Source organism: Streptomyces atratus (assembly GCF_014648655.1).
In the GTDB taxonomy this organism is placed as follows: domain Bacteria; phylum Actinomycetota; class Actinomycetes; order Streptomycetales; family Streptomycetaceae; genus Streptomyces; species Streptomyces atratus.
The window spans coordinates 364,977-391,813 of the sequence record NZ_BMRN01000003.1 but is presented as its reverse complement, the minus strand read 5'-3'; the positions used below and the strand labels follow the sequence as shown (position 1 = coordinate 391,813).

Here is a 26,837-nt window from a genome sequence, read left to right as displayed (position 1 = left end):
TCGGGTCAGCCGGCTCAGACGGCGTCGGCTGCGTTGCGCTCGGCCGCCTCGACCACGTTGACGAGCAGCTGGGCGCGGGTCATCGGGCCGACACCGCCCGGGTTCGGGGAGATCCAGGCGGCGACCTCGGCCACGCCAGGGTGCACGTCCCCGACGATCTTGCCGTGCTCGTCCCGGCTGACGCCGACGTCGAGCACGGCCGCGCCCGGCTTCACGTCCTCGGGCTTGATGATGTGCGGCACTCCGGCGGCGGCGACGATGATGTCGGCCTGCTTGAGCTGGGCGGAGAGGTCACGCGTACCGGTGTGGCACTGGGTGACGGTGGCGTTCTCGGACTTCCGGGTCAGCAGCAGCGGGATCGAGCGGCCGATGGTGACACCGCGGCCGACGACCACGACGTGTGCCCCGTTGATCTCCACGTCGTGGTGGCGGAGCAGTTGGACGACGCCCTGCGGGGTGCAGGGCAGCGGGCCCGTCTCGTTCAGTACGAGCCGCCCGAGGTTCATCGGGTGGAGGCCGTCGGCGTCCTTGGCCGGATCCATCAGTTCCAGGACGCGGTTGGTGTCGATCCCCTTGGGCAGGGGAAGCTGCACGATGTACCCCGTGCACTCGGGGTTGGCGTTGAGCTCCCGTACGACGTCCTCGATCTCCTCCTGGGTGGCGGTGTCGGGGAGTTCGCGCTGGATGGAGCCGATGCCGACCTGTGCGCAGTCACGGTGCTTGCCGTTCACGTACCACCGGCTGCCCGGGTCGTCCCCGACGAGCAGGGTTCCCAGGCCAGGGGTGATGCCCTGTGCCTTGAGGGCCGCCACGCGGACGGTGAGATCGGACTTGATCGCGGCTGCGGTGGCCTTGCCATCGAGAATCTGGGCAGTCATGTCCCCATACTCGCGGATGACCCCACCCGCGTACCAATTCAGGCCTCGGACGTTGGCGCGATGTTGCACTTGCGCAACAAGCAAGCGCCGCGACTGGACAAACTTACATTTCGTTTATAACGATTATTGCCGCAGTGCCGCAGTAGTACCGGGGGGCGGACCACTGACCTTTCTTTCCTCCGTGCGGCCGCATCGTCCCCGCATGCACGTTGGAGGAACGCCCAGATGAGTTTCGGCGACCCGAACCCGAATCCGAACAACCCCTACGGCCAGCAGCCGAACCAGCCGCCGCAGGGCCAGCCCGGTTACGGCTACCCGCAGCAGGCACCTCAGGGCGTGCCGCCGCAGGGCCAGCCGGGCTACGGCTACCCGCAGCAGCCGGGCCAGCAGCCGGGCCAGCCGGGTTACGGCTACCCGCCCCAGCAGCCGGGCGGCACCCTCCAGGCCAACAACGGCTACATCAACGTCGCGGGCCTCGGCACCGTCGAACTCGCCACGATGGGGCGTCGCCTGGGCGCGCGTGCCCTGGACGGTGTCGCGTACTTCATCCTCTACATGATCTTCTCGGCGATCGGCGTCGCGGGCCTCGTGGGCGCCTCGAAGTCCATCGACGACTGCAGCAGCTACTCGTACGGCACCGAGTCCTACACCCAGTGCATGAACGACGCGGCCGACGCCAGCGTCGGCATCGTCGCGGGCTTCTTCGGCTTCATCGCCGTGTTCGCGCTGATCGCGCTGCTCTACGAGTGGCTGATGGTCTCCATCTGGGGCGCCACGCTCGGCAAGATGGTCCTCAACGTCAAGGTCGTCAAGGAGAGCACCGGCCAGGCCCCCGGTCTGGGTGCGGGCTTCATCCGCTGGATCATCCCGATGGTCGGCTCGCTCTTCTGCGGTCTCGGCACGCTGCTGGTCTACCTCTCCCCCTTCTTCGACAACTCGGGCAAGCTCCAGGGCTGGCACGACCGCGCGGGCAGCACGATCGTCATCAAGACGAAGTGAGCATGCTGAAGGTGTAACCACCCTCACTGCATGGCGAAGGCCGCCAATCCCCCGATCGTTCCGGGGGGGGTTGGCGGCCTTCCGTCTTACCCGGGCTGCCCGGGTGCGACTCGTGTCAGTGGAAGAAGTGGCGCGTACCCGTGAAGTACATCGTCACGCCCGCCTTCTTCGCGGCCTCGACGACCAGCTCGTCACGGACCGAACCGCCCGGCTGGGCCACGGCCTTGATGCCCGCGGCGGTCAGGATCTCCAGCCCGTCCGGGAACGGGAAGAACGCGTCGGAGGCGGCGTACGCACCGCGGGCGCGCTCCTCGCCCGCCCGCTCGACGGCCAGCTTCGCGGAGTCGACGCGGTTGACCTGGCCCATGCCGACGCCGACCGAGGCGCCGTCCTTGGCGAGCAGGATCGCGTTGGACTTGACCGCGCGGCAGGCCTTCCACGCGAAGGCGAGCTCCTTCAGCTCGTCCGCGGTCAGGGCCTCACCGGTGGCGAGGGTCCAGTTGGCCGGGTCGTCGCCCTCGGCCTGGAGGCGGTCGGTGACCTGGAGCAGCGCACCGCCGTCGATCGGCTTGACCTCGACCGGGGCGGTCGGGGCGTCGGGGCAGCGCAGCACACGGATATTCTTCTTGCGGGCCAGGATCTCGACCGCGCCGTCTTCGTACGCCGGGGCGACGATGACCTCGGTGAAGATCTCCGCGACCTGCTCGGCCATGGCGACGGTCACCGGACGGTTGACGGCGATGACACCGCCGAAGGCCGACAGCGGGTCACAGGCGTGCGCGTTGCGGTGGGCCTCGGCGACGTCGTCGGCGATCGCGATGCCGCACGGGTTGGCGTGCTTGATGATCGCGACGCACGGCTCGGCGTGGTCGTACGCGGCCCGGCGCGCGGCGTCGGTGTCCGTGTAGTTGTTGTACGACATCTCCTTGCCGTGCAGCTGCTCCGCCTCGGCCAGACCACCGGCGCCGGAGGTGTAGAGCGCGGCGGGCTGGTGCGGGTTCTCGCCGTACCGCAGGACGTTGCTGCGCTCATACGTAGCACCGAAGAAGTCCGGGAAGCCCGAGTCGTCGGCCGCAGCGTAGTCGTCGGCGAACCAGGAGGCCACGGCCACGTCGTACGCGGCGGTGTGCTGGAACGCCTCGGCGGCCAGGCGCTTGCGGGCGGTCAGGTCGAAGCCCCCCGCCTTGACCGCGGCGAGGACGTCGGCGTACCGCTCGGGGCTGGTGACGACGGCCACGGACGGGTGGTTCTTGGCGGCGGCGCGGACCATGGACGGTCCGCCGATGTCGATCTGCTCCACGCACTCGTCGGCGGACGCGCCGGAGGCGACGGTCTCCTTGAACGGGTACAGGTTGACGACCACCAGGTCGAAAGGCTCCACACCCAGCTCGGCGAGCTGCTCACGGTGGGCGTCCAGGCGCAGGTCCGCGAGGATGCCGGCGTGGACGCGCGGGTGCAGCGTCTTGACGCGGCCGTCGAGGCACTCGGGGAAACCGGTGAGCTCCTCGACCTTGGTGACCGGCACCCCGGCAGCAGCGATCCTCCCGGCGGTGGAGCCGGTGGAGACGAGCTCGACACCCGCCTCGTGCAGACCGCGGGCGAGGTCTTCGAGCCCCGTCTTGTCGTAGACACTGACCAGGGCGCGGCGGATGGGCTTATTCACCGACATGACCGAGATGAACCTTTCGTCCCTCAATGCGATAGCCGTCACGGGCGAGCCGCCCCACGGCCTCGACGAGCAGCTTGCGCTCGACTTCCTTGATGCGTTCGTGGAGAGCGGCTTCGCCCTCCGCCGTGTCCTCTTCGGCCACCTCGACCACGCCCTGCGCGATGATCGGACCGGTGTCGACGCCGTCGTCGACGAAGTGGACGGTGCACCCGGTGACCTTCACGCCGTACGCGAGTGCGTCACGCACCCCATGGGCACCGGGAAAGCTGGGGAGCAGGGCGGGGTGGGTGTTGATGAACCGGCCGCCGAACCGGGCGAGGAACTCCTTGCCCACGATCTTCATGAATCCCGCGGACACCACGAGGTCCGGGCGGTGCTCGGCCGTCGCGGCCGCGAGTGCCGCGTCCCACTCCTCGCGGGTGGCATGATCCTTGACCCTGCACACGAAGGTCGGCAGTCCGGCGCGCTCCGCCCGCTCCAGGCCGACGATGCCGGAGCGGTCGGCGCCGACCGCGACGACCTGTGCGCCGAAGCCCTCGGGGTCGTCACCGATGGCGTCGAGCAGGGCTTGGAGATTCGTACCGGAGCCGGAGACCAGCACGACCAGACGGGCCGGTGCGGCGGAGGGGGGCGGGGAGGCCACGGCTGGGCCCTTTCTCGCGTGGTGAAGCAGAGCAACGCTGATTTGTATGGTCGTACGAAAGAATCGAGCCCCTCGATACGGGGAACTCTACGAACGAGCCGACCGCCAGCAACGATACCGGCACCTCGGGGGACCCCCACGGGACGGGGGTGAGAGGCCGCAGGCCGACTGCGGGTCGGCCGCGGCGAAGCGCGAGAGGGTCCGTGGTGACGGGTATCGGCCACCTGAGCCGCGCTCCCAGCTTTCGGCTCCTCCTGGCCGGGAGGTAGCGTCAGGGGACAGGGAACCGTCCGCAGGGCGGAAATGACGAGATGGGGAAGACGTTCACCATATGCCGGACCGACGCCGCCGCACCGCCTCCCGCCACCCGCTGCCCGAGCGGACCCCACTGATGCTGCGGGAGCGCCAGTCCCCCACGGGCCCTTCCCCCTCCGGTTCCTCCCGTTCGCCGGGGTCTTCCGGTCCCGCGGGCGACAACCCGTTCGCCGCACCGCCCGAGGACCGGCCCGATCAGCCCTGGCAGCCCCGCCACCCTTCTGACGCCAAAAACGGCAACGGGAACAACCAGGGGAACGGGGGCCGGGGCAACGGCGACGGGTCACCCGAGGGCGACTCCTCCGACGACCGGCCGGTCTGGGGCAGCCAGTGGAGCAGCCGACAGCCCGGTCGCCAGGGCGGCGGCTTCGGCGGCCGCCCGGGGGGCCAGGGCGGCCCCGGGGGCAGCTCCGGCGGACTGCGCTGGGATCCGACCGACCCCGCCCAGCGCCGCGCGCGCTACGCGTTGCTCTGCGGCATGTGGGCCTTCTTCTTCGCACTCTTCGACTTCCCGGAGATCGCCCTGCTACTCGGCGTACTCGCCGTGTACTGGTCGATCAGCTCGCTCCGGGCGAAGTCGAACGGCGCGTCCGCGCCCGGCTCCGCCGGAGCACCCGGGACGGCCGCGGCGTCCGGTACGCCGGCCGCCGGCCCCCTCCAGGGTTCCGGTTCCGGGCGTGTTCCGGCGTCCACGCCCGGCACCCCCGCCGCTCCTGGCTACGGGAGGCAGCAGACCACGGCTGCGGTCAGCGGCCTGGTGACGGCGCTGCTCGCACTCTCGATCGTCGCGACGACGTTCACGGTGCAGCTCGTCTACCGCGACTACTACACCTGTGTGAACGACGCCCTGACCAAGTCCGGCCAGCTGGCCTGCAACGACCTGCTGCCGAAGCCGCTGGAGCCCTTCTTCGGCGTCAAGAACTGACACTTCACGGATTTACGGATCCACGGACGGCCCAGCCTCCCCCGGCAGGGCCGTCCGTTCGTGCCAGGGGTCGGTCGGCAGGAAGTCGTACAGCTCGGAGTCGTCGCTCCTCGCGTCCGCCGCGGACGCCGGCACGGCGCCGCCGTTTGCGGGGGAAGCCGCCGCAGCGAGTACGCCCCCCGAAGCTCGGACGGATACGCGAACGATCCCCGGTCCGGGCACCGCCTCGGCCACCTCGTCCTCGCCCCGGCGCCCGGACCGCTTCCACCACCGCCGGCCGCCGCCACCCGGCCCCTGAGGCACCTGCCCGGGGCCCTTCGCAGGCGCCTGAGCCGCGGGCGCGCGCTCCACCGCTGCCGCCTCCCCCGCCACCCGCCATCCCCCGTCGCCGCCCCGCAGCCGCCAGGCCCGGAGCAGCAGCGCCACGGGAACGCCGAGCAGCGCCGTCCACGCCAGGGCCGCCACACCCGTCAGCCACCAGACCGGGCCGAACTCCGCCAGAGCCCCGGTGCCGAGCGGTCCCCCCGCGGCCGCGGCCAGCGCCGCCGTGCCGACCCCGCACCCCACCGCTCCCAGGCCGGCCGTCAGGGCGGTCTCCCGCAGGCTCCACGCCTCCTCCCGCCCGGCATGGGCGGGCGCGGCCCGCCGTACCGTGAACCAGGCGACCGTCACACCGGCCGCGACCGGCACCGCCCCGGCCGCCCAGTTCAGGACCGTCCCCGGACCCTGGGCCGGCACCGCGGCGAGCAACGGGAAAACGGGCAGCGCCGGGCGCCCCGAGAAGGCGAGCGGGGTGACCGCGGACGCCGTACCGAGCGCAAAGCCCGGCCCGAGTCCGTACGCGGCACCCCACACCGCCGCGTTCGGCACCAGCACCAACGCGAGCAGCAATACCAGGACCCGGCCCTCCCCGTCGCCCGAGAGCTGGACGAACGACTGCTGAACCGCCTGCGCATGCCACACCAGCGCCACCGCGACGAGCAGCGCCCCGCCACCGAGCAGCACCGTCATCCCGGCCATGGCCGACCGGCACACCGTCTCCGCGCGCTCCCTGAACCGGGTACGCGCCAGCTTCTCGTGCAGGCGCACCGGCGCCCAGGACGGCGGTGCGATCGGGTACCCCGATGCCGTCCAGACCCCGGCAGCCGCCGCACCCATCACCACAACGGCCGAAGGGAAGAGCAACGACGGTGCGTACACGGACAGCGAGCCACCCCGCGCATAGAACGTGACAGCGGCTCCGACCAGCAGATATCCGCCGCTGACCATGGCGAACGCGCCCGCGGCCGGGGGCGCCGGGCGCCCCTCGACGGGCTCCAGGGCATCCCGGGCCGCACGGTGCACCAGCCACACCGGCATCACGGCGAGCAGCAGCGGGACGAGGCCGACCGGAGCAGGGGCTCCGCCGAGCGTGTCGGTTCTGATCAGCTCGGCACCGTGGGCGAGCAGCCAGAGCGCGGCCGCCGTATGGAGGGCCCCGCCGGGGCCGTTGTCGGGAGTCGGGGAGCTGATCCACAGCATCATGACGAGCACGGCGAGTGCGCTCAGCCCCAGCCCGGCCGCAAGCGCCCCACGCAGGAAGGCGAAGGCCAGAACGGCGGACCGGCCCTGCTCTGCCGACAACGACGGGCTGCGTTCGGTCACTTGGGTCACACGGCAATGCTCCCAACGACACGCGCTTATTCCGTGTAACAGGCGAACGACCGCTGTGTCGCTCAATATACGTTTATGTACTTTTTCACCCAGTACGGGCCCTCAAGGGGTCTTTCATGACAGAGAGTTCGTCCGATGCGCCGAACGGGCGGCCCGCCCGGCGACACCGGCGGCGGTCGCGAGGCTGTCCAAGCCGGTGACCGCCACGAAACAACCGCTGTCCCGTCCGCCGACCCCCGTCGAAGCCACTGGGAGCACCGCCATGGCCCCGACCGAGCCGGGCACCACCCCCGAACTGCCGGACAAGCACGACGCATCCGGCACATCTGTCACGGACAGCCCATCCGCCACCCGTGCCGCGCCTGAAGCACCTGAAATGCCTGAAGCATCTGGAGCGCCGGCCGAGGCGTTCGATGCCTTGTACAAGAGCTGCGCCGCCACCCTTTTCCGCCAGACGTTTCTGCTGACCGGGCGTCGGAACCTCTCCCAGGAGTCCGTCGCGCGGGCCTTCGCGCGGGCCTGGGAACACTGGCCGGAGGTCGCGGTGGACCGTGATCCGGCGGGCTGGGTGCGGGCCGCCGCGTACGAGTACGCGATGTCGCCCTGGCACCGGCTGCGCCGCCCGCACCGCCCCCTCGACCCACCGCCCGCCGAACCCGGTGCGCGCGCACTGCTCGGCGCGCTGCTCGACCTGCCGCCGTCGTACCGCCGCACCCTGCTGCTCTACGACGGTGTCGGCCTGGATCTTCCGGAGACCGCGGCGGAGACGGAGGCCAGCACCCCGGCGACGGCGAGCAGGCTGATGAACGCACGTGCCGCGGTCGCCGAGCGGCTGCCCGAGCCGGCGGAGCCGTCGTCCCCCACCGAGCAGTCGGCTCTCCTGCATCAACAGCTCGGCGCACTCGCCCGGGCCCAGCCCCCCGATTCGCTCCCCTCGCCCGACGCGATCCGCAGGGACAGCGAGCGCAGGGCCCGGGTATGGACCAGAGCGGCCATCTCCTTCACGCTGCTGATCATCGGTCTGACGCTGTTCACCCTGGCGACGGCTCCGTCCCGGTACGAAACCCCGCAGTCGCCCGCTCAGCAGGTCGGCGGGGTGCCGCCACGAGGTGGCCCGCAGAAGCTGACGCCGCAGGACCTGAATCTGCGGAAGAAGCTTCAGGGCGAGCTCGTACGGGGTCCGGCCCGGCTGGTCCCCGATGCCGGCTGACCGGGAGCACCGGCAAACGGGCGGCCGGACGGAGAAACACAGACGGCGCGGGCCCGTACCCCTGACCGGGGTACGGGCCCGCGCCGTCTGTGCGGTGACGCGATACTGCGGTGCTGCTCCGTCGCGGTGAAGCGATCAGGCGCCGAGGATCTCGCGCGCCAGCTTGGCGGTCTCGGTCGGCGTCTTGCCGACCTTGACGCCGGCGGCCTCGAGGGCCTCCTTCTTCGCCTGCGCGGTGCCGGAGGAGCCGGAGACGATGGCGCCGGCGTGGCCCATGGTCTTGCCCTCGGGGGCGGTGAAGCCCGCGACGTAACCGACGACCGGCTTGGTGACGTTCTTCGCGATGAAGTCCGCCGCACGCTCCTCGGCGTCGCCGCCGATCTCGCCGATCATGACGATCAGGTCCGTCTCGGGGTCGGCCTCGAACGCCGCGAGGGCGTCGATGTGCGTCGTGCCGATGACCGGGTCGCCACCGATGCCGACGGCGGACGAGAAGCCGATGTCACGCAGCTCGTACATCATCTGGTAGGTCAGCGTGCCGGACTTCGACACGAGACCGATGCGGCCGGGCTTGGTGATGTCGCCCGGGATGATGCCGGCGTTGGACTGGCCGGGGGTGATCAGGCCGGGGCAGTTCGGGCCGATGATCCGGGTCTTGTTGCCCTTCGAACCGGCGTACGCCCAGAAGGCGGCCGAGTCGTGGACGGCGATGCCCTCGGTGATCACGACGGCGAGGGGGATCTCGGCGTCGATCGCCTCGACGACGGCGGCCTTCGCGAAGGCCGGCGGCACGAAGAGGACGGACACGTCGGCGCCGGTCTTCTCCATCGCCTCGGCGACGGAGCCGAAGACGGGTACCTCGGTGCCGTCGAAGTCGACGGTCGTGCCGGCCTTGCGCGGGTTCACGCCGCCGACGATGTTGGTGCCGTCGCCCAGCATGAGCTTGGTGTGCTTCATGCCGGTGGCACCGGTCATCCCCTGGACGATGACCTTGCTGTCCTTGGTGAGGAAGATAGCCATGGTGTTGGAGTCCCTCGTCCCTTACTTCGCAGCCGCGGCGAGCTCAGCGGCCTTGTCGGCCGCGCCGTCCATGGTGTCCACACGCTGCACCAGCGGGTGGTTGGCATCGGAAAGGATCTTGCGACCCAGCTCCGCGTTGTTGCCGTCGAGGCGCACGACCAGCGGCTTGGTGACCTCTTCGCCCTTGCTCTTGAGCAGCGCAAGAGCCTGGACGATGCCGTTGGCGACCTCGTCGCACGCGGTGATGCCACCGAAGACGTTGACGAAGACGGACTTGACGTCCGGGTCGCCGAGGATGATCTCCAGGCCGTTCGCCATGACCTCTGCGGAGGCGCCGCCACCGATGTCGAGGAAGTTGGCGGGCTTCACGTTGCCGTGGTTCTCACCGGCGTACGCGACGACGTCCAGGGTCGACATGACCAGACCGGCACCGTTACCGATGATGCCGACCTCGCCGTCGAGCTTGACGTAGTTGAGGTTCTTGGCCTTGGCGGCAGCCTCGAGCGGGTTGGCTGCGTCCTTGTCCTCGAGCGCCTCGTGCTCGGGCTGACGGAAGTCGGCGTTCTCGTCGAGAGACACCTTGCCGTCCAGCGCCAGGACGTCGCCGGAGGCGACCTTGGCGAGCGGGTTGACCTCGACGAGGAGCGCGTCCTCGGCGACGAAGGTGTCCCACAGCGTCACCATGACCTCGGCGACCTTCTCGGCCACCTCGGCCGGGAACTTCGCCTGGGCGACGATCTCGCGGGCCTTCTCGATCGTGACACCGGTGTTGGAGTCGACCGGGACCTTCGCGAGGGCCTCGGGGGTCTTCTCCGCGACCTCCTCGATGTCCATGCCGCCCTGCACCGAGGCCATGGCCAGGAAGGTGCGGTTGGTGCGGTCGAGGAGGTACGAGACGTAGTACTCCTCAAGAATCTCCGGCGCGGTCTCGGCGATCATCACCTTGTGGACCGTGTGGCCCTTGATGTCCATGCCGAGGATGTCGGTCGCGCGGGCGACCGCCTCGTCGGGGGTGGCGGCCAGCTTGACGCCGCCGGCCTTGCCGCGGCCGCCGACCTTCACCTGCGCCTTGACGACCGACTTGCCGCCCAGCCGCTCGGTCGCCTCGCGGGCTGCCTCAGGCGTGTCGATGACTTCACCGGCCAGCACCGGTACACCGTGCTTGGCGAAGAGGTCCCTCGCCTGGTACTCGAACAGGTCCACGCGCGTCCGTCCCTTTTCAGTGGTCTCGCGGTTCGTTTTCTGCGTGGGCGTGCCGCGAGGGGCAACGTGACTGCTCTGTCACTAGGAAGGCGCACACGGTGACCCGGGGTACGCGGCATGTCCATCTCGCAGGTTATCCCCGCGCTCCGCAGGACCCTAAATCGCAGAACACACCTGAGCGGTGATTACGGTCACAGACCCCGCCGGTGCCCGGGCCGCAGTGGACAAAAGGGCACTCGTGCGGTGCAGCGGGGACGTGCCCCGGACCGGGCCGATCGGGCGGTCCGGTCCGGGGCCACCGGTGTCGGACGCTCCGGGCCGGGTACTCGGGGGTGCCGAAGGAGGACACCGAGTCTGTCGCATCGGTCACATACGCCGGAGTGATCGACGTCAGACCCTCGGCGCCGTAGGCCGCGTTCCCGACAGTGGGACGGACGTGGTCACCGACCGTACCGACGAGGCCGCCGGCGAACGGCTGCGCCTGGGCTCCGACGCCCTGCGTCAGCGGCATCACTCGGCCGGTGGCACCCTGTGCGAACGGGGCGACCGCATCCCCCGCCGGTCCCTGGGCGAGCGGCTGCACCTCGGAGGTGACGCCCCCGGGCGAACGGCTGGAGCGCGCCCGTCACGCCCTCAACTGCTGTGCGCGCCGGCCCGTAGCGATTTCTGCTTCGGATTCCGCTTCGGTGTCCGCTGCGCGGGTGGTCGTTGCCCCCGTGCCGGGAAGCGACGGAGCGGGTTGCTGTGCCGCATGGGCCCGCGTCCCGAAGAGCAGCCCCAGGGCCGGCAGCCCGCCGGGGAACAGCACCACCTGCAGCGCTCGCCGGCCGACCGGCCCGCGCCGGGGGCGCGGGCCGGTGGGGCGGAACGAACGGCTGCGGTGGTCACGTGGGGATGAGCCCTCTCCTGATGGCGCGGACCGCGGAATGCGGTCCTCCGCAGATGACGGGACGCTGCTTGCACGAACCTCCCGGGGTCGCGCAAGCCCCTTGCTACTGATGGGTCTCCTTGTCCGGTACGGGAAGCGGCCGCTTCTCGATCGCCGCTGCCATCACTTCCGGGAAGAGATCCGGGGTGCATGCGAATGCCGGTGCGCCCAGGGCCCCGAGGGCCGCCGCATGGTCGCGGTCGTAGGCGGGCGCACCCTCGTCGGACAGCGCGAGCAGCGTCACGAACTGCACGCCGGATGCCTTCATCGCGGCGACCCGCTTCAGCATCTCGTCGCGTATGCCGCCCTCGTAGAGGTCGCTGATGAGGACGACGACGGTGTCTGCGGGGCGGGAGATCTTCGACTGGCAGTAGGCGAGTGCCCGGTTGATGTCGGTGCCGCCGCCGAGCTGGGTGCCGAAGAGCACGTCGACGGGGTCGTCGAGCTGGTCGGTGAGGTCGACCACTGCCGTGTCGAAGACGACAAGCCTGGTCTGCAGGGTTCGCATGGAGGCGAGCACCGCGCCGAAGACGGAGGCGTAGACGACGGAGGCGGCCATCGACCCCGACTGGTCGATGCAGAGGATGACGTCCTTCTTCACGGACTGCGCGGCCCGCCCGTAGCCGATGAGCCGCTCGGGGACGACGGTGCCGTACTCGGGGAGGTAGTTCTTGAGGTTGGCCCGGATGGTCCGCCCCCAGTCGATGTCGTGGTGGCGGGGCCGGTCGATCCTGGCCGAGCGGTCCAGCGCGCCGGTGAGTGTGGCCCGGGTGCGGGTGGCGAGCCGCTTCTCCAGATCGTCGACGACCTTGCGCACGACGGCTCTTGCGGTCTCCTTCGTCGTCTCCGGCATGACCTTGTTGAGCGAGAGGAGCGTTCCGACGAGATGGACGTCCGCCTCGACGGCCTCCAGCATCTCCGGTTCGAGGAGCAGCGCAGAGAGGCCGAGTCGGTCGATCGCGTCGCGCTGCATGACCTGCACGACGGAGCTGGGGAAGTACGTGCGGATGTCGCCGAGCCAGCGGGCCACGGAGGGGGCGGAGGCCCCGAGTCCGGCCGAGCGGTTGCTCCCGCCCCGGCCCCCGGGTCTGCCTCCGCCGCCGTACAGTGCGGTCAGTGCGCCGTCCATCGCGGCGTCGCGTCCGGTGAGGGTGCAGCCGGTGCTCTCTGTGCTGTCCCCGCCCAGGACCAGCCGCCACCGGCGCAGCCGCTCGTCGTCAGCCGGGCCCGGCTCCGGGCGGGGTCGTGCCGAGCGGTCCGCCGGGCCGGGCGGCGAGCTGTGGGCCGGGTGCGGTGCGGTGCCGGCTGTGTCCGTGGTCATCCCGTTGCCCCCAGCGGTTCCTCGGCGTTCTCGACTCTCTCGTCCGGATCTCTGTTGTCCGGGTCGGCTCCGCCGGGGTCCGGACCGGTGCCGGTGTCCAGACCGAGCAGCAGACGCAGCACCGGCACCACCGCGTCGGCCCTGGCTCCGTCGAGTCCGGGGCCGAAGCCGGGTGCCGTCGTCCCGGTGGCGGTGGCTGTCGGTCCCCCGGCGGACGGACCGCGCCGTACGAGTTCGCCCAGCGTGCGCCGTACGCCCGCTTCGTACACCGAGAAGGTGCGGCGCAACAGGGGCAGCACATCGGCGAAGGTGTCGGCTGGAACCCCGGTGAGCCAGGCGTCGACCAGGCCGAGCAGTCGCTCGTCGTGGACGAGGAGCATGCCGCCCCCGGCGGCTCCGCCGACGAACCCCTCGATCCAGGCCGCGGCGTCGGCCGGGGGTGTGCCGGGCGAGAGGGCCAGGCCCATCAGCCGTGCCGCGTCGTCCTCCGCGAGCCGTCCTTCGTCGAGCAGCAGGCGGGCCGCGCGGCCCCGGATGACACCCGCGACCGTGTCCCGGGCAGCGAGCTTGTGCAGCACGCCGGTCCAGCGCTCACGCAGCCCGGCCCCGTCAGCATCCGCCTGAACGGCTCCGGTGAGCAGCCCGATCGCTGTGTGGACCCCGTCCACCCGGCGGCGCAGTTCGGCTGCGCCGTCGGCGTCCAGTCCGGTGCAGGCGGGAGGGAGCCCGACGCAGATCCGCTCGGCGAGCCCGGCCGCGACCTCGCCGAGAGCCGCGGTGTCCGTGGACCGCACGTCGCCGTAGCGCAGGGTGCGGGCCAGCGCGGGCAGGGCGTCGGCGAGGTGGCCGACGTCGGCGTCGAGTGCGGCGCGGTCGGCGAGGGCCCGCATCACCGCAGGCAGCGCGTCGGGCAGTTCCGCGAGGAGGCAGTGCTCGGCGAGTGCGGTGACCTCGGCGAGTGCGGTCGCCGAAACCGCCTGGGTCTCGGCCTTGGCGGTCGCCGCGGAGAGCACGGTGGTGCCCCATGTCCCGGCCTCCGCGACCCGTACGTACAGCTCGGGTTCCCAGCGCAGCCGCCAGCTCTCCCGGAAGGTGCCGGTACTCGCCCGGCCTGCGGCGGGCTCGCCCCAGCCGACGTCGAGGATCCGCAGCCGGTGGAGCAGCCGGCTGCGGGCCGCGTCGGTGTCCTTGCGCAGGTCGAGCTCCAACTCCCGCTCCAGCGACTCCGGTTTGAGCCGGAGTGTGCGCTGCTGTCGCGTGAGGTCGCGCTGCAGGGGTACGGCGGGGGCGGTGTCCGGCACTTCGCCGAGTGTCTCGCCGACGATCAGCCGGTCCTGTACGAGCGCGAGCGGCACATCGGAGCCTTCGCACATCACGGCCCGGATCGCATCGGTCGTCTCGCTCAGCCCGGCCAGCGGGCGGCCCCGCATGGCGGCGAGGGTCTCGGCGAGCCTGACAGCCTCGATGACATGGGCGGACGAGACGAACCGGTCCTCGTCGCGCAGGAGTCCGGCTACCTTGGTCATCCACCGCTCGATCGGACGGTCGGCGGTCTCGAAGAGGTGTCCGTACCAGCCGGGCGAGTCGATGCCCGCCCCGTATCCGCTGTGTCGGGCGAGCCGGCGGTGCGACCAGGGCACCCAGGTCAGCTCGGCCTTGACCTTGGGCAGCCCCTTGAGCAGGGCCCGGTCGGCGGCGAGCGTGGTCCTCGTGACGAGCGCGGGCACATGCCAGGCACCGCAGACGACCGCGATGTCGTCCCCGAACTCCTTCACCGTCTTGCGCAGTTGGATGCGCATATACGCCTCGCGGACGGTGTCACGAGGGTGGCCGCCGTCCCCGTACACCTCGCGCAGGGCCGTCATCGCCTCGGCGAGCGCGGCGAACGGTGCCCGCGGGTCGACGGCTTCGCCGCCCTGGGTGCGGTGTTCGACGACGTCCTCCCACCAGCGCTCCGGATCGTCGTAACCCGCCGCCTCGGCCAGTACACCGATGGGGTCGATCGGGGCATGCACAGGCGAGCCGCCCGCAGCGGGCTCCCCGTCCCCGTCCACTCCCCCATTCCCCTCCACTTCTCCGTCCCGGGCCCCGTCCCCGTACCGGTCCGTTTCGCGTTCCGCTGCCTGCGCCATGGCCAGGGAGTTCGCCGCGGGCAGGTCGATGAAGCGGACCGGGACGTCGTGCGCCAGCGCCCAGCGGATCGCGACCCACTCGGGCGAGAACGCGGCCAGCGGCCAGAACGCCGCCTGCCCCGGGTCGTCGACAGCATGGGCAAGAAGCGCGACCGGCGGCCGCATCTGCTCATCGGCGGCCAGCGGCAGCAGTGCGTCACCCTCAGGAGGTCCCTCGATCAGCACCGCCCGTGGGTGGGCGGCTTCCAGGGCCGCACGGACGGCTCGGGCCGAGCCCGGACCGTGGTGCCGCACCCCCAGCAGCAGCGGTCCGTCGGACCGCGCGGCCCGGGTCATGCGGATACCTCGCGGCAGGCACGGTAGAAGTCCTTCCACCCGTCCCGCTCCCGGACCACGGTCTCCAGGTACTCCTGCCAGACCACCCGGTCGGCCGCGGGGTCGCGGACGACCGCGCCCAGGATGCCCGCCGCCACATCACCGGGGCGCAGCACCCCGTCGCCGAAGTGCGCGGCCAGCGCCAGGCCGTTGGTGACGACGGAGATCGCCTCGGCCGTCGACAGCGTCCCCGAGGGGGACTTGAGCTTGGTACGGCCGTCGGTGGTGACTCCGTTGCGCAGCTCGCGGAAGACCGTCACGACGCGCCGGATCTCGGCCAGGCCGTCGGGCGCGGCCGGGAGGTCGAGCGAACGCCCGATCTGGTCGACGCGCCGGGACACGATGTCGACCTCTGCGTCGGGGGTGGCCGGCAGCGGCAGCACGACGGTGTTGAACCGGCGGCGCAGCGCGCTGGACAGCTCGTTGACCCCGCGGTCGCGGTCGTTGGCGGTGGCGATGACGTTGAAACCGCGGACCGCCTGGACCTCCTGGCCCAGTTCGGGGACGGGGAGCGTCTTCTCCGACAGGATCGTGATCAGCGAGTCCTGCACATCGGCGGGGATACGGGTGAGTTCCTCGATCCGCGCGGTCATGCCGTCGGACATGGCACGCATGAGCGGACTCGGCACCAGGGCGTCGCGGCTGGGCCCGTGCGCGAGCAGTTGTGCGTAATTCCAGCCGTAGCGGACAGCTTCCTCCGGGGTGCCCGCCGTGCCCTGGACGAGCAGCGTCGAGTCGCCGCTGACGGCGGCCGCGAGATGCTCGGAGACCCAGGTCTTGGCGGTGCCGGGAACGCCGAGGAGCAGCAGGGCCCGGTCGGTGGCGAGGGTGGTCACGGCGACTTCGACGAGGCGGCGCGGACCGACGTACTTGGGCGTGATCACCGTGCCGTCCGGCAGTGTGCCGCCGAGCAGATAGGTGGCGACGGCCCACGGGGACAGCTGCCAACGGGCGGGCCGCGGGCGGTCGTCGGCGGCGGCAAGGGCCTTCAGCTCATGGGCGAAGGCATCCTCGGCATGCGGTCGCAGGGCCTGTACGCCCATGGCGGCGGTGGTTTCGGACACGGTCATGGATCCCCCTCCAGATCGGTCGACCTGATGTGGTTTCCACGGTGCACCATGGCACTGACAATCGGCCCCGACCTGCGGTCGGGGCCGATTCAGCGGCTACGGGTGGAGCGTTCAGCCGGTCACCGGCGAACCCGCGACGCAGCCGCCCGCGGTGACGAGGCCCTCACCCTCGGCCTCCTTGATGACCTTGCCCTTGTACGTGATCGAGCAGGTGACGTCGGCCCCGTCCTCGTCCAGGGCGATCGGCATGACGGCGGGCGGCATGATCCCGCGCAGGGTGACGGTCTTCCGCCACGGCAGCTCGGGGGACTTGACCGTCTCGATCTCCGGGTCCATGGCCTTGCCTCCGCCCGCGTGGAACTGGATCTCGTCCACGCTCGTGCCGGTGACCTCGTAGGTGACTTCGTACGTCTCGTCCACGGCCTTGTCCACCTGGTCGACGGTCTCGGAGCAGGCACCGAGGCCCACGGCGAGACCGAGGACGACGGCTGCGCAGACGGCCGTCCGAACGGTGCGAACGGTGCGGACGTTGCGGATGTTACGGACGGTGCGGTTCATCAGCCGATCCCCCCGGTTCAAAGGTCTGGAGTTCGCAGCGAATCGCAAAGGGTGGGCAAAGTCAAGTGGTGTGCGTGACGGTAAATCAGCAGGTCAGGATGATTGTCAGTGGTGCGTTCTACCGTCGTTCCCATGCTGCTATCTCACGGGGGAGAACCCTTGCACACCGCCGACCCGGCGGCGCGCTGGACGGTGGAGCAGGTCCTGGCCCTGGCTCCTGACGAGACGTCACGCAGGGCCGGGAGCAATCTCGGTTCGGCCGGTCCGTGGTCGGGCGGCGGGTGTGACGGTTCGGGGGCGGTGTGGGGGCTGTGCAAGGGAAGCGGAAGCAAGCCGTATCGAACGGTGGTGGACACCACCGGTCCCGCGTACACGTGCAGTTGTCCCAGCCGGAAATTCCCGTGCAAGCACGCGCTGGGTCTGCTGCTGGTCTGGGCGTCCGGCGCATCGGCCCTGCCCGCCGGCGAGGTGCCGGACTGGGCCGGTGAGTGGCTGACGGGCCGTCGCAAGCGTGTGGCGGACATGGGGAAGAAGGGCGGGCCGACGACGGGCGGCGCCTCGGCCACGGGCCCGGCCGACCCGGACGCCGCACGGCGGCGCGCCGAGCGCCGGGCCGGGCGGATCACCGGCGGTGCACAGGAGCTGGAGCAGCGGCTGACGGATCTGCTGCGCGGCGGTCTGGCAGCGGCCGATCAGTCGGGGTACGGGCTGTGGGAGGAGACGGCAGCCCGCATGGTCGACGCCCAGGCGCCAGGACTTGCCGCCCGGGTACGGGAGTTGGGCTCCATCCCGGGGTCCGGGCCGGGCTGGCCGGTGCGGCTGCTGGAGGAGTGCGCGCTGCTCCACCTGCTGGACAGCGCATGGCTGGGGATCGACCGCCTGCCGGAGCCGCTGGCGGCCACGGTCCGTACCCACGTGGGGTTGACCGCCCCCGCCGAGGGCCCACCGGTCCGCGACCACTGGCTGGTCCTCGCCCAGTACGACACCCCGGACGGCAAGATCGTCACGCGCCGCATCTGGCTGTACGGGAGGGACTCGGGCCGCACGGCTCTGCTGCTCTCCTTCGGGGCGGCCGGGCGCGCCCCCGGGCTGGCACTGCCGGTGGGCGTCACGGTCGACGCCGAGATGACGCCCTATCCGGGCGCCGGCCGGCTACGGGCGGAGCTGGGAGAGCAGTTCGGTGTCCCGTCACCGACCGGTACGCCACCGCCGGGCGGTACGGCGGCGGCCGCGATCGGTGCGTACGGAGACGCCCTGCGGGACGATCCCTGGCTGGACGCCCGGCCGGTGACACTGCGCGAGGTCATACCCGTACCGTCCGGGGGCGGCTGGCAGCTGGTCGACGCGGCGGGCGAGGCGGCCCTGCCCGTCGCCCCTTCGGCGCTGTCCCGGCCCGGCCTGTGGAAGCTCGTCGCGCTCTCCGGCGGCGCGCCCATCACGGTCTTCGGTGAATGCGGCCACCGCGGGTTCGACCCGCTCGCGGCCTGGTCCATGGACGCGGACGCCGGAGCCTGCGGAGTCGATGCCGACGGCGTCGAGATCAGCAGCATCGACACGATGTCCGAGATCGTGCCGCTCATCTGACGTTGGATTCGAAGGGGGACCAATGCCTCGCACCGTCACACCCGCGCCCTGGGAAGAGCTCGTCACCTCGGCACTTCTCGGCACCGACCGCCGCCCGGCCGAAGGAGGCGGCGGACCGGGCGGGCTTCTGGATGCGGCGGCGCTCCACACCGTGCAACGCAGAGCGGGGCTGCTGCCCGCATCCGCGGCGGCCCGGCCCGAGCCGGCGCCCGCCGACCCGCGGCCGCCGCTGCCCCCGGCCGCGCGGCGCAGGCTCGCCCAGCTGCTCGCGGACCGGTCGGCACCGGGCGGCTCGGGCGGCCGGCGGGGTACGGCTCCTGATCTCACGGAGCTGATCCCGCAGTGGCTGGCCACCGCCAATCAGCACGGCTACCGCGCCCCGGCCGCGCTGCTCCCGTCCCTGCTGGACGCGGCCAGGTCCCGTACCGACCTGCGGCCGCAGGCCTTGGCCTTCGCCGGGCCGCGCGGGCTGTGGCTGGCCGGGCTGAACCCCGAGTGGAGGTTCGCGCTGCGCGGCTCGTCCGGCGGCTCGTTGCTGCCGGACGTCACGGAGCCGGAAGCGGTCGCCCGGCTGTGGGAGGAGGGCCTGTTCGCCGAACGGGTCGCCCTGCTCGGGGCCGTACGGACACACGATCCCGCTGAAGCGCTCGCGCTGCTCGCCACCACATGGACCACCGAGCGCGCCGAGGACCGGCTGATGTTCCTCGACTCACTGCGCACCGGACTGTCCGGAGTGGACGAGACCTTCCTGGAACAGGCGCTCTCCGACCGCAGCCGCAATGTCCGCTCGACTGCTGCCGAACTGCTGTCGGCGCTGCCGGAGTCGGCGTTCGCCGAACGGATGGCGGACCGCGCGATGTCCTGTGTGAGCCCGGGCCTCACCGGCGACGAGGCCTCCGTCTCCGTGGAAGCCCCGCACGAATGCGATGCGTCGATGGAGCGCGACGGCGTGGTGGCGGTGCCGCCGTCCGGGCGGGGCGAACGGTCGTGGTGGCTCGGCCAGTTGGTGGAGGCGACCCCCCTCGCCACCTGGTCGGTGCGGTTCGGTGGCCGCGCCGCACAGGAGATCGTCGGCCTGCCGGTGGCCGACGGCTGGGCCGAGGAACTGCACGCGGCATGGTGCCGGGCAGCAGTGCGGCAGCGGGATCCAAAGTGGGCCCGCGCGCTGCTCGGCACCCCGTCCGTCCCCCCGTCGAACGGCCCCGGTACGGCGTCGCTCGCCGAGCGGTCGAAACTGCTCGCCATACTTCCCGCAGCCGAACGGGCCGAATGGGTGGCCGACTTCATCGCGGCGCACGGACTTTCGGAGGCCTTCCAGTTGCTGGGCGTCTGCCCGACACCCTGGGCCGAACCACTCGGCCGCTCGGTCGTCGACGCCCTGGACATCGCCCGGGACGCGGGCAGCTATCCCTGGAGTTTCAGCGGCGTGATGGGCCTCGCCGAGCGCTGTCTGAACCCGGCCGAGGCGGACCGCCTGGAGGTCCTCACCACCACCCCGGACGAACCGGAGGACGCCTCACCGGGCGCGAACGGTTACTGGTCGGAGGCATTCCAACGGCTGGTCTCCACACTGCGGCTGCGCTCAGCGATAGACCTGGAACTGATACCGGGCTGAGGGGAGCGGCGGGCTCCGGCCCGAGGGGAATCGGCGGGAACCGGGCGCCTGGGCGAGGGCCGGAGTCCCGGGCGAGGGCCGGAGTCCCGGAGGGACCGGAGCCCGAGTGGGCCGGATCCCGAGAGCCGAGTGTCCGGCGGAGACCGCCGGTCGGCCTCGGTCACCCGGTCCCGGGTAAGCGGCACGGGCGTGCCAGGCCGGGGAGGCCGGGAAGCCTGGGGTCCCGAGCACCAGGGGGCTCGGGGGCCCGGGGCCCGGGGCGGGGCTGGGCGGAGGTCGTGAGCCCAGGTGTCCGGCGGGGCCAGTGGCCGATCCCGGGCGCCCGGCCCCGGGCGCAGCCCGCAGCATCGGCCCCAGGCGGTGACTCCGGGCAGGCAACTCCAGGGGCACCAGCAGCTCCAGGGGCACCAGCAGCTCCAGGGGCACGCGGCCCCCGCCGGCCACCCCCGCGCAGCCGTCACCCGGTGCACCGCGGCGGGCGGGCGGACCTGTCGGCCCGCTGCCCTGCGGTGGGGAGGGTTCAGGCTTCCGCGTGGTGGCGGACGTTAGCGTTGACCCAGTCGACGATCGACGCCGTCGTCGCCCCCGGGGTGAAGATCTCCGCGACGCCCTGGTCCTTCAGCGGTGCGATGTCCGCCTCCGGGATGATGCCGCCGCCGAAGACCTTGATGTCCTCCGCCTCGCGCTCCTTCAGCAGCTCGATCACCTTGGCGAAGAGCGTGTTGTGCGCACCGGAGAGGATCGAGAGACCGATCGCGTCGGCGTCCTCCTGGATCGCGGTGTCCACGATCTGCTCGGGCGTCTGGTGGAGCCCGGTGTAGATGACCTCCATACCGGCGTCGCGCAGCGCCCGCGCGATCACCTTGGCCCCGCGATCATGGCCGTCCAGGCCAGGCTTGGCCACCACCACACGGATCGGACCGGTCACACCCATCACTGCCTCCACATGCGTCTCCCGTGCCTGAAGGGCCGGGGATGTGAACGAACGTTATCGACAGCATCCCGCAACCCGCCGTTTCGCGGTGGACGGGGAGGGGGAAATCACACGTGGGACATGTTCACCGGGCGCCGTTTCCGCTTGACGCGGCACACCTGCCGTGCGGGACCGGCCGCCAGGGGAGCCGCCAAGAGGTCGCCGTACCACCGCGCCGCCAGCCGCGCGGCACGGTGGTACGGGCTGCCGGGCCCATCATCGGGCCCGTCGGCCGACCGTTCGCCGGTCACCACCGGTGAGCAGGGGCCTGCGAATCGGGGCCGAACCCCTGCCGGATGGCCGGGCGGGTCGTCCGCACCTCCGCAACGGCACCCCATGAGGGCATACGGGGACCGGAGCCGCCTCCCCGCTTGCCGAAGCAGGAGGTCGGCCATGAAGGTCCTGCCTTTCCTTCCCCTATCGCTGCGCCGGCCGTGTCTGTGCTGCGCCCGGCTGTCATCCGCGCTGCTCAAGGCCACCGCTCTTGAGCTGGTGGTCCTCGCCGGGCATGTGCTCCTCTACCCCACCGGCATCGCCGGGGAGCGGCGACCCCCGCAGCGCCCGGCCGAACCGACCACCACACCCCCCACCGCCCCGGCCGGGACCTCCGCCCTCCCCGCCGAGGGCGGCGAGCGGCCGCCCGTCGTGCTCCTGCACGGCTTCATCGACAACCGCTCGGTCTTCGTCCTGCTCCGCCGCTCCCTCGCCCGGCACGGCTGGCGCCATCTGGAGTCGCTCAACTACTCGCCGCTGACCTGCGACATCCGTACGGCGGCCGAGCTGCTGGGGCGGCACGTCGAGGAGATCTGCGCCCGCACCGGACACCATCAGGTCGACATCGTCGGGCACAGCCTCGGCGGCCTGATCGCCCGCTATTACGTACAGCGGCTGGGCGGCGATCAGCGGGTCCGCACCCTGGTCACCCTCGGCACACCGCACGGAGGCACGTCCGTCGCCCCACTGGCCAGTGCTCACCCCATCGTGCGCCAGATACGTACGGGCTCCGCGCCGATCGAGGAACTGCGCAGGCCGGCGCCCGGCTGCCGCACCCGGTTCGTGAGCTTCTGGAGCGAGCTGGACCGGGTGATCGTCCCGGCCGAGGCGGCCTGCATCGACCATCCGGATCTCGACGCGCTGAACGTACGCGTCAGCGGCATCGGCCATCTCGCGCTCCCGGTGCACCCCACCGTCGCCGCCGCGGTCCGGCAGGCGCTGGAATCCCGCGAATCGGTGATCGAAGCCACCGGAGCCACCGGAACAGCAGGAGAAGCAGGAGCAGCTTCGGTGGCTTGACCGGACCGGCCCGGCCTCACCCCACTCCGCCGGAGGCCCCAAAAAATAGAACGCGTTTCGAACATAGAGCCAAGGCTGTGTAGACAGCCCGTCGAAAGGCGGCCGATTGCCCGTTTCCTGAGCCGCCCGAGCCTGCCGAAGATTGTCGACGTCACGTACCGCCGGGTACAGTCGCGGCCACTGCTTCCCCTGGGATCCCTCCGCCGGACCCCAGACCACAGGTCCTGCTGCCGAGGCGAGAGAGAAGTTGGTGAACGACCAGCACCCCCACGCCGGGTACGCCGGGTACGACAGCCAAGCCACCGGCGGCTTCGGCAGCGACCCGCTCTTCGGCTCCCTTCCCGGCAGCTACGACGGCACGTACGGCAGCGGCTACGACACCGGCCAGGCCGAGTACAGCGGCCAGTACGACTCCACGCAGTGGGACACGGGTGCACACGCCACCACCTCGTACGACGCCTACGCCCCGTACGCAGCGGAGCCCCAGCAGCAGTACGCCGCGGACTCGACGTACGACACCACAGCCACCTGGACGCCCGGAGCCGACTACGGCACGGCGGTGACCACGGCCGCCACCGCTACCGCCACCTTCGCCGAAGTTCCGGCACAGGGCGGCGCCCCGGACGCCACGGGCCAGTGGGACACCAACGGCTGGTACCAGACCGGCCAGTGGGCGACGACCGGCACGGCCGCGTACGACACCGGCGCGTACGACGCCACCGCCTGGAACACCGGCGCCACGCCCGAGCAGGAACAGCAGACCGCGCAAACCACGCAAATGTTGCACGAGGCGCCGGCGACACACGAAGCACAAGAGGCGCACCAGTCGTACGAGTCCTATACCGACCAGGACTCCTTCGACCCGTACGAACCCCACCGCACCGCCGAGTTCAGCCTCCCGGAGACGGGGGCGGAGACGGAGACGGGGGCGGAGGCCGACCTCGACACCGACGTGCGCGAAGCCGCCGCCGATGACACGGCCGACGCCGCGCCCGACGCCCACCGCCCCATCAGCCGCCCCGCATCCCGCAGCGGTGGCGGCGGCAGTCGCAGTCGGCGGCGTTCCCCCGCGAAGCGTTCCGCGCTCCTTACCGTCGCCGTTCCCTCCGCCTGCGTGATGAGCGTGGCCGGTATCGCCGCGGCTTCCGTCAGCGGACTGGGCGGCGAGGACAAGAAGGACAACAACACCACGATGGCGGCCGCCGACCCCGGCTCCGTCAAGCCGGTGGCCGCCAACAACAAGCTGGACACCCAGCTCGCCAACCTCAGCGCCGACGCGGAGAACTTCGCCGACCGCGCCAGCCGTACCCAGGAACGCATCGACCTGAGGGAGCGGCAGGCCGCCGAGAAGAAGAAGCGCGAGGAAGCGGCCGCCCGCAAGGAGGCGCTGCGCCCCAAATTCCTCCTGCCGGTCGCACAGCACGGCCTCAGTGCGTACTTCGGCCAGGCGGGCGTCAACTGGATGTCCTCGCACACGGGCATCGACTTCCCCGTCTCGTACGGCACGCCCGTGATGGCCGCGACCGACGGCACCGTACGCACCCAACTGAACAGCGCCTACGGGAACATGGCCATCGTCACCATGGCCGACGGCACCGAGACCTGGTACTGCCACCTCAGCAGCACCAGGATCCGCTCCGGCCCGGTGAAGGCCGGCGATGTGATCGCGTACTCCGGGGATTCAGGGAACTCCACCGGCCCGCACCTGCACTTCGAAGTACGGCCCGGGGGCGGAGCGGCGATAAACCCGCTGCCCTGGCTCCGCAGCCACGGCCTCGACCCGACCTGAGCCACCCGGCGGCCGGTGCAACTGCCCCGGCCGCCTGCCCGGCCACCGGACTACAGCTTCTCGACCGGTGCGTACCGCAGCAGCAGCTTCTTCGGCCGCTCGTCCCCGAAGTCGACCGTCGCCTTCGCCTGGTCGCCGACGCCCTCGACCGCCGTGACCGTGCCGAGCCCGAACTGGTCGTGCGTGACCCGGTCCCCGACCACCAGCGTGACCGTCGGCCTGTCCGAGGTGCGCCGGGTCGCGAAGCCCGAGGGGCCCGACCGGGCACGCGACGAGGACAGCGACGACGTGATCCCCGACGTCGGTCCGGCCGGGGCCGCCATCGGCCCGGTCCGCTTCCACTCCAGGTGCTGGTCCGGGATCTCCTCCAGGAACCGCGACGGCGGGTTGTACGAGGGCTGCCCCCACGCACTGCGCATCGCCGCCCGGGTCAGATAGAGCCGCTCGCGGGCCCGGGTGATCCCGACGTACGCGAGCCGCCGCTCCTCCTCCAGCTCCTTCACCTGTCCCAGCGCGCGCATGTGCGGGAAGACGCCGTCCTCCATGCCGGTCAGGAAGACCACCGGGAATTCGAGGCCCTTCGCGGTGTGCAGCGTCATCAGCGTGATGACACCGGAGCCGTCCTCGTCCTCGTCGGGGATCTGGTCGGAGTCGGCGACGAGCGCGACCTTCTCCAGGAATTCAGCGAGCGTGCCCGCGCCTTCCTCCTCCCCCCGCTCCTGCTCGAATTCGAGGGCGACGGCGGCGAGTTCCTGAAGGTTCTCGATGCGGGTCTCGTCCTGCGGGTCGGTGGATGCCTGGAGCTCGGCGAGGTAGCCGGTGCGCTCCAGCACTGCCTCCAGGACCACCGCCGGGCCCGCGCCGGACTCGACGATCGTGCGCAGCTCCTCCATCAGCGTGTTGAACCGCTTGACGGCGTTGGCCGACCGGGCCGCCATGCCGTACGCCTCGTCGACCCGGCGCAGCGCCTGCGGGAAGGTGATCTTCTCGCGCATGGAGAGCGCGTCGATCATCGCCTCGGCACGGTCACCGATGCCGCGCTTGGGCACATTGAGGATGCGGCGCAGCGGGACGGTGTCCTCGGGGTTGGCGAGGACCCGGAGGTAGGCCAGGACGTCCCGGACCTCCTTGCGCTCGTAGAAGCGCACGCCGCCGACGACCTTGTACGGCAGTCCGACGCGGATGAAGATCTCTTCGAAGACACGGGACTGCGCGTTCGTACGGTAGAAGATCGCGACGTCGCCCGCCTTGGCGTTGCCCGCGTCGGTCAGCCGGTCGATCTCGTCGGCGACGAACTGCGCCTCGTCGTGCTCGGTGTCGGCGACATAGCCGGTGATCCGGGCGCCCGTGCCGGCGTTCGTCCAGAGGTTCTTGGGGCGGCGGCTCTCGTTGCGCTCGATGACCGCGTTGGCAGCGGACAGGATCGTCTGCGTGGAGCGGTAGTTCTGTTCCAGGAGGATCGTGGTCGCGTTCGGGTAGTCCTCCTCGAACTGGAGGATGTTGCGGATGGTCGCGCCGCGGAAGGCGTAGATCGACTGGTCCGCGTCACCGACGACGCACAGCTCGGCGGGGGCGTCGCCCTCGCCGGCCGGGCCGACCAGTTCGCGCACGAGGGTGTACTGGGCGTGGTTGGTGTCCTGGTACTCGTCGACCAGGACGTGCCGGAAGCGGCGGCGGTAGTGCTCGGCGACGTCGGGGAAGGCCTGAAGCAGATGGACCGTCGTCATGATGATGTCGTCGAAGTCCAGCGCGTTGGCCTCGCGCAGCCGGGACTGGTACATCGCGTAGGCCTGGGCGAGGGTCTTCTCGAAGCCGTCCGCGGCCTGGCCGGCGAAGGTCTCCTCGTCGATCAGCTCGTTCTTCAGGTTGGAGACCTTGGCCGTGAACGCCTTCGGCGGGAAGCGCTTCGGGTCGAGGTCGAGATCGCGGCAGACCAGGGCCATCAGTCGCTTGGAGTCGGCGGCGTCGTAGATCGAGAACGACGAGGTGAAGCCGAGCTTCTTCGACTCGCGGCGCAGGATGCGTACGCACGCACTGTGGAACGTCATGACCCACATGGCGTTGGCGCGCGGTCCGACGAGTTGCTCGACGCGCTCCTTCATCTCGCCCGCGGCCTTGTTGGTGAAGGTGATCGCCAGGATCTGGCCGGGGTGCACCCCGCGCTCGGCAAGGAGGTGGGCGATCCGGTGGGTCAGCACCCGGGTCTTCCCGGAGCCCGCCCCGGCGACGATGAGCAGCGGGGAGCCCGCGTGGACCACGGCGGCGCGCTGCTCGGTGTTCAGCCCGTCGAGGAGCGCCGCGGAGTCGATGACGGGGCGGTGCGCGCCGTCGCGGTAGTACGCGTCCCTGGGCGGCGGGGGCCCGTCGAATACGCCCGCGAAGAGGTCCTCCGGCACCGCTTCGGGTACGGAGTCCTCGGGGGGTGGCGGGGGCTCTTCCTCCGAGTGCTGGAGGCCGGCCAGGAAGCTGTCGTCAAAGAGGCTGCTCATCGCTTGTCGAGTCTAGGCCGCCGCAACGACACACGACGGCCGCATGGCGAACCGCACCCGCCGACCGGGCACACAAAGGCAGCGGCCACCCACTCCGTGTAAGGGAATTCGGGCCCTCGTCGGCCCTTGCCGCCCCACTTCATCGAGGTCACGAAAACGTATCGGACATATCGAACATCGACCTTCACAGCGGCA

The 26,837-nt window shown here is 71.2% G+C and carries 19 protein-coding genes; 7 read left to right on the top strand and 12 right to left on the bottom strand.

Annotated features, from left to right (window positions below):
- Positions 1-14: 14 nt before the first annotated feature.
- Positions 15-878 carry a bifunctional methylenetetrahydrofolate dehydrogenase/methenyltetrahydrofolate cyclohydrolase gene (locus IEZ15_RS07440; protein WP_189275158.1) on the bottom strand — a complete coding sequence of 288 codons (864 nt, stop codon included), beginning with the start codon at positions 876-878 and terminating at the stop codon, positions 15-17.
- A gap of 225 nt (positions 879-1,103) precedes the next feature.
- Between IEZ15_RS07440 and IEZ15_RS07435 the strand changes: the two genes are divergently transcribed.
- Positions 1,104-1,877, top strand: a complete 774-nt coding sequence (locus IEZ15_RS07435) for an RDD family protein (protein ID WP_189275156.1) — start codon at positions 1,104-1,106, stop codon at positions 1,875-1,877.
- A gap of 115 nt (positions 1,878-1,992) precedes the next feature.
- Here IEZ15_RS07435 and purH read toward each other — a convergent pair whose 3' ends face one another.
- Complete coding sequence (gene purH / locus IEZ15_RS07430) at positions 1,993-3,546, bottom strand: bifunctional phosphoribosylaminoimidazolecarboxamide formyltransferase/IMP cyclohydrolase (protein ID WP_114246186.1); 1,554 nt, start codon at positions 3,544-3,546, stop codon at positions 1,993-1,995.
- Entirely contained in the window at positions 3,533-4,189 is a 657-nt protein-coding gene (gene purN / locus IEZ15_RS07425) for a phosphoribosylglycinamide formyltransferase (protein WP_114246185.1), read from the bottom strand. Before purN ends, purH begins: the two co-directional genes overlap by 14 nt.
- A 331-nt stretch (positions 4,190-4,520) precedes the next feature.
- Between purN and IEZ15_RS07420 the strand changes: the two genes are divergently transcribed.
- Positions 4,521-5,429, top strand: coding sequence for a P-loop NTPase family protein (locus IEZ15_RS07420; RefSeq protein WP_189275154.1), 909 nt, complete (start codon positions 4,521-4,523; stop codon positions 5,427-5,429).
- Between the two features lie 12 nt (positions 5,430-5,441).
- Here IEZ15_RS07420 and IEZ15_RS07415 read toward each other — a convergent pair whose 3' ends face one another.
- Complete coding sequence (locus IEZ15_RS07415; protein ID WP_189275380.1) at positions 5,442-7,073, bottom strand: cell division protein PerM; 1,632 nt, start codon at positions 7,071-7,073, stop codon at positions 5,442-5,444.
- 385 nt (positions 7,074-7,458) lie between these two features.
- Here IEZ15_RS07415 and IEZ15_RS07410 point away from each other — a divergent pair, with 385 nt between their 5' ends.
- Entirely contained in the window at positions 7,459-8,292 is an 834-nt protein-coding gene (locus IEZ15_RS07410) for an RNA polymerase sigma factor (protein WP_189275152.1), read from the top strand.
- Positions 8,293-8,427: 135 nt separating this feature from the next.
- Here the strand turns inward: IEZ15_RS07410 and sucD are convergent, their stop codons facing one another.
- From sucD to IEZ15_RS07380, 6 genes are all read right to left on the bottom strand, one after another.
- Positions 8,428-9,312, bottom strand: a complete 885-nt coding sequence (sucD, locus tag IEZ15_RS07405) for a succinate--CoA ligase subunit alpha (RefSeq protein WP_114246183.1) — start codon at positions 9,310-9,312, stop codon at positions 8,428-8,430.
- Positions 9,313-9,333: 21 nt separating this feature from the next.
- Positions 9,334-10,515, bottom strand: a complete 1,182-nt coding sequence (sucC, locus tag IEZ15_RS07400; protein WP_114246182.1) for an ADP-forming succinate--CoA ligase subunit beta — start codon at positions 10,513-10,515, stop codon at positions 9,334-9,336.
- A gap of 992 nt (positions 10,516-11,507) precedes the next feature.
- Positions 11,508-12,764, bottom strand: coding sequence for a VWA domain-containing protein (locus IEZ15_RS07395; RefSeq protein ID WP_229845771.1), 1,257 nt, complete (start codon positions 12,762-12,764; stop codon positions 11,508-11,510).
- On the bottom strand, positions 12,761-15,232 hold the full coding sequence (locus IEZ15_RS07390) for a DUF5682 family protein (protein WP_189275150.1): 2,472 nt from the start codon (positions 15,230-15,232) through the stop codon (positions 12,761-12,763). The genes IEZ15_RS07395 and IEZ15_RS07390 overlap by 4 nt, the downstream gene beginning before the upstream one ends.
- Positions 15,229-16,341: an ATP-binding protein gene (locus tag IEZ15_RS07385; RefSeq protein WP_189275148.1), complete on the bottom strand. Its 1,113-nt coding sequence runs from the start codon at positions 16,339-16,341 to the stop codon at positions 15,229-15,231. Before IEZ15_RS07385 ends, IEZ15_RS07390 begins: the two co-directional genes overlap by 4 nt.
- A 111-nt stretch (positions 16,342-16,452) precedes the next feature.
- The gene (locus tag IEZ15_RS07380; RefSeq protein WP_189275146.1) at positions 16,453-16,899 is read right to left on the bottom strand and encodes an MmpS family transport accessory protein; all 447 of its coding nucleotides are present in this window, start codon (positions 16,897-16,899) and stop codon (positions 16,453-16,455) included.
- Between the two features lie 132 nt (positions 16,900-17,031).
- Here IEZ15_RS07380 and IEZ15_RS07375 point away from each other — a divergent pair, with 132 nt between their 5' ends.
- Positions 17,032-18,483: an SWIM zinc finger family protein gene (locus IEZ15_RS07375; RefSeq protein ID WP_189275144.1), complete on the top strand. Its 1,452-nt coding sequence runs from the start codon at positions 17,032-17,034 to the stop codon at positions 18,481-18,483.
- 22 nt (positions 18,484-18,505) lie between these two features.
- Positions 18,506-20,098, top strand: coding sequence for a DUF5691 domain-containing protein (locus IEZ15_RS07370; RefSeq protein ID WP_189275142.1), 1,593 nt, complete (start codon positions 18,506-18,508; stop codon positions 20,096-20,098).
- 520 nt (positions 20,099-20,618) lie between these two features.
- Here IEZ15_RS07370 and icmB read toward each other — a convergent pair.
- Positions 20,619-21,032, bottom strand: a complete 414-nt coding sequence (gene icmB, locus IEZ15_RS07365) for a coenzyme B12-dependent isobutyryl CoA mutase small subunit (RefSeq protein WP_093899677.1) — start codon at positions 21,030-21,032, stop codon at positions 20,619-20,621.
- 432 nt (positions 21,033-21,464) lie between these two features.
- On the opposite strand from icmB, the gene IEZ15_RS07360 reads away from it, so the two are divergent.
- Positions 21,465-22,364: an esterase/lipase family protein gene (locus tag IEZ15_RS07360; RefSeq protein WP_189275140.1), complete on the top strand. Its 900-nt coding sequence runs from the start codon at positions 21,465-21,467 to the stop codon at positions 22,362-22,364.
- A 250-nt stretch (positions 22,365-22,614) separates the two neighbouring features.
- Entirely contained in the window at positions 22,615-24,153 is a 1,539-nt protein-coding gene (locus IEZ15_RS07355; RefSeq protein WP_189275138.1) for a M23 family metallopeptidase, read from the top strand.
- 50 nt (positions 24,154-24,203) lie between these two features.
- Here the strand turns inward: IEZ15_RS07355 and pcrA are convergent, their stop codons facing one another.
- On the bottom strand, positions 24,204-26,642 hold the full coding sequence (gene pcrA / locus IEZ15_RS07350; protein ID WP_189275136.1) for a DNA helicase PcrA: 2,439 nt from the start codon (positions 26,640-26,642) through the stop codon (positions 24,204-24,206).
- Between the last annotated feature and the right edge of the window lie 195 nt (positions 26,643-26,837).

Bases quoted from the DNA above. Each gene is read 5' to 3' on its own strand.
- IEZ15_RS07440 (WP_189275158.1), bottom strand. From the start codon at position 878: ATGACTGCCCAGATTCTCGATGGCAAGGCCACCGCAGCCGCGATCAAG.
- IEZ15_RS07435 (WP_189275156.1), top strand. From the start codon at position 1,104: ATGAGTTTCGGCGACCCGAACCCGAATCCGAACAACCCCTACGGCCAG.
- purH (WP_114246186.1), bottom strand. From the start codon at position 3,546: ATGTCGGTGAATAAGCCCATCCGCCGCGCCCTGGTCAGTGTCTACGAC.
- IEZ15_RS07420 (WP_189275154.1), top strand. From the start codon at position 4,521: ATGCCGGACCGACGCCGCCGCACCGCCTCCCGCCACCCGCTGCCCGAG.
- IEZ15_RS07410 (WP_189275152.1), top strand. From the start codon at position 7,459: ATGCCTGAAGCATCTGGAGCGCCGGCCGAGGCGTTCGATGCCTTGTAC.
- sucD (WP_114246183.1), bottom strand. From the start codon at position 9,312: ATGGCTATCTTCCTCACCAAGGACAGCAAGGTCATCGTCCAGGGGATG.
- IEZ15_RS07395 (WP_229845771.1), bottom strand. From the start codon at position 12,764: ATGACCACGGACACAGCCGGCACCGCACCGCACCCGGCCCACAGCTCG.
- IEZ15_RS07390 (WP_189275150.1), bottom strand. From the start codon at position 15,232: ATGACCCGGGCCGCGCGGTCCGACGGACCGCTGCTGCTGGGGGTGCGG.
- IEZ15_RS07385 (WP_189275148.1), bottom strand. From the start codon at position 16,341: ATGACCGTGTCCGAAACCACCGCCGCCATGGGCGTACAGGCCCTGCGA.
- IEZ15_RS07380 (WP_189275146.1), bottom strand. From the start codon at position 16,899: ATGAACCGCACCGTCCGTAACATCCGCAACGTCCGCACCGTTCGCACC.
- IEZ15_RS07375 (WP_189275144.1), top strand. From the start codon at position 17,032: ATGCTGCTATCTCACGGGGGAGAACCCTTGCACACCGCCGACCCGGCG.
- IEZ15_RS07370 (WP_189275142.1), top strand. From the start codon at position 18,506: ATGCCTCGCACCGTCACACCCGCGCCCTGGGAAGAGCTCGTCACCTCG.
- icmB (WP_093899677.1), bottom strand. From the start codon at position 21,032: ATGGGTGTGACCGGTCCGATCCGTGTGGTGGTGGCCAAGCCTGGCCTG.
- IEZ15_RS07360 (WP_189275140.1), top strand. From the start codon at position 21,465: ATGAAGGTCCTGCCTTTCCTTCCCCTATCGCTGCGCCGGCCGTGTCTG.
- pcrA (WP_189275136.1), bottom strand. From the start codon at position 26,642: ATGAGCAGCCTCTTTGACGACAGCTTCCTGGCCGGCCTCCAGCACTCG.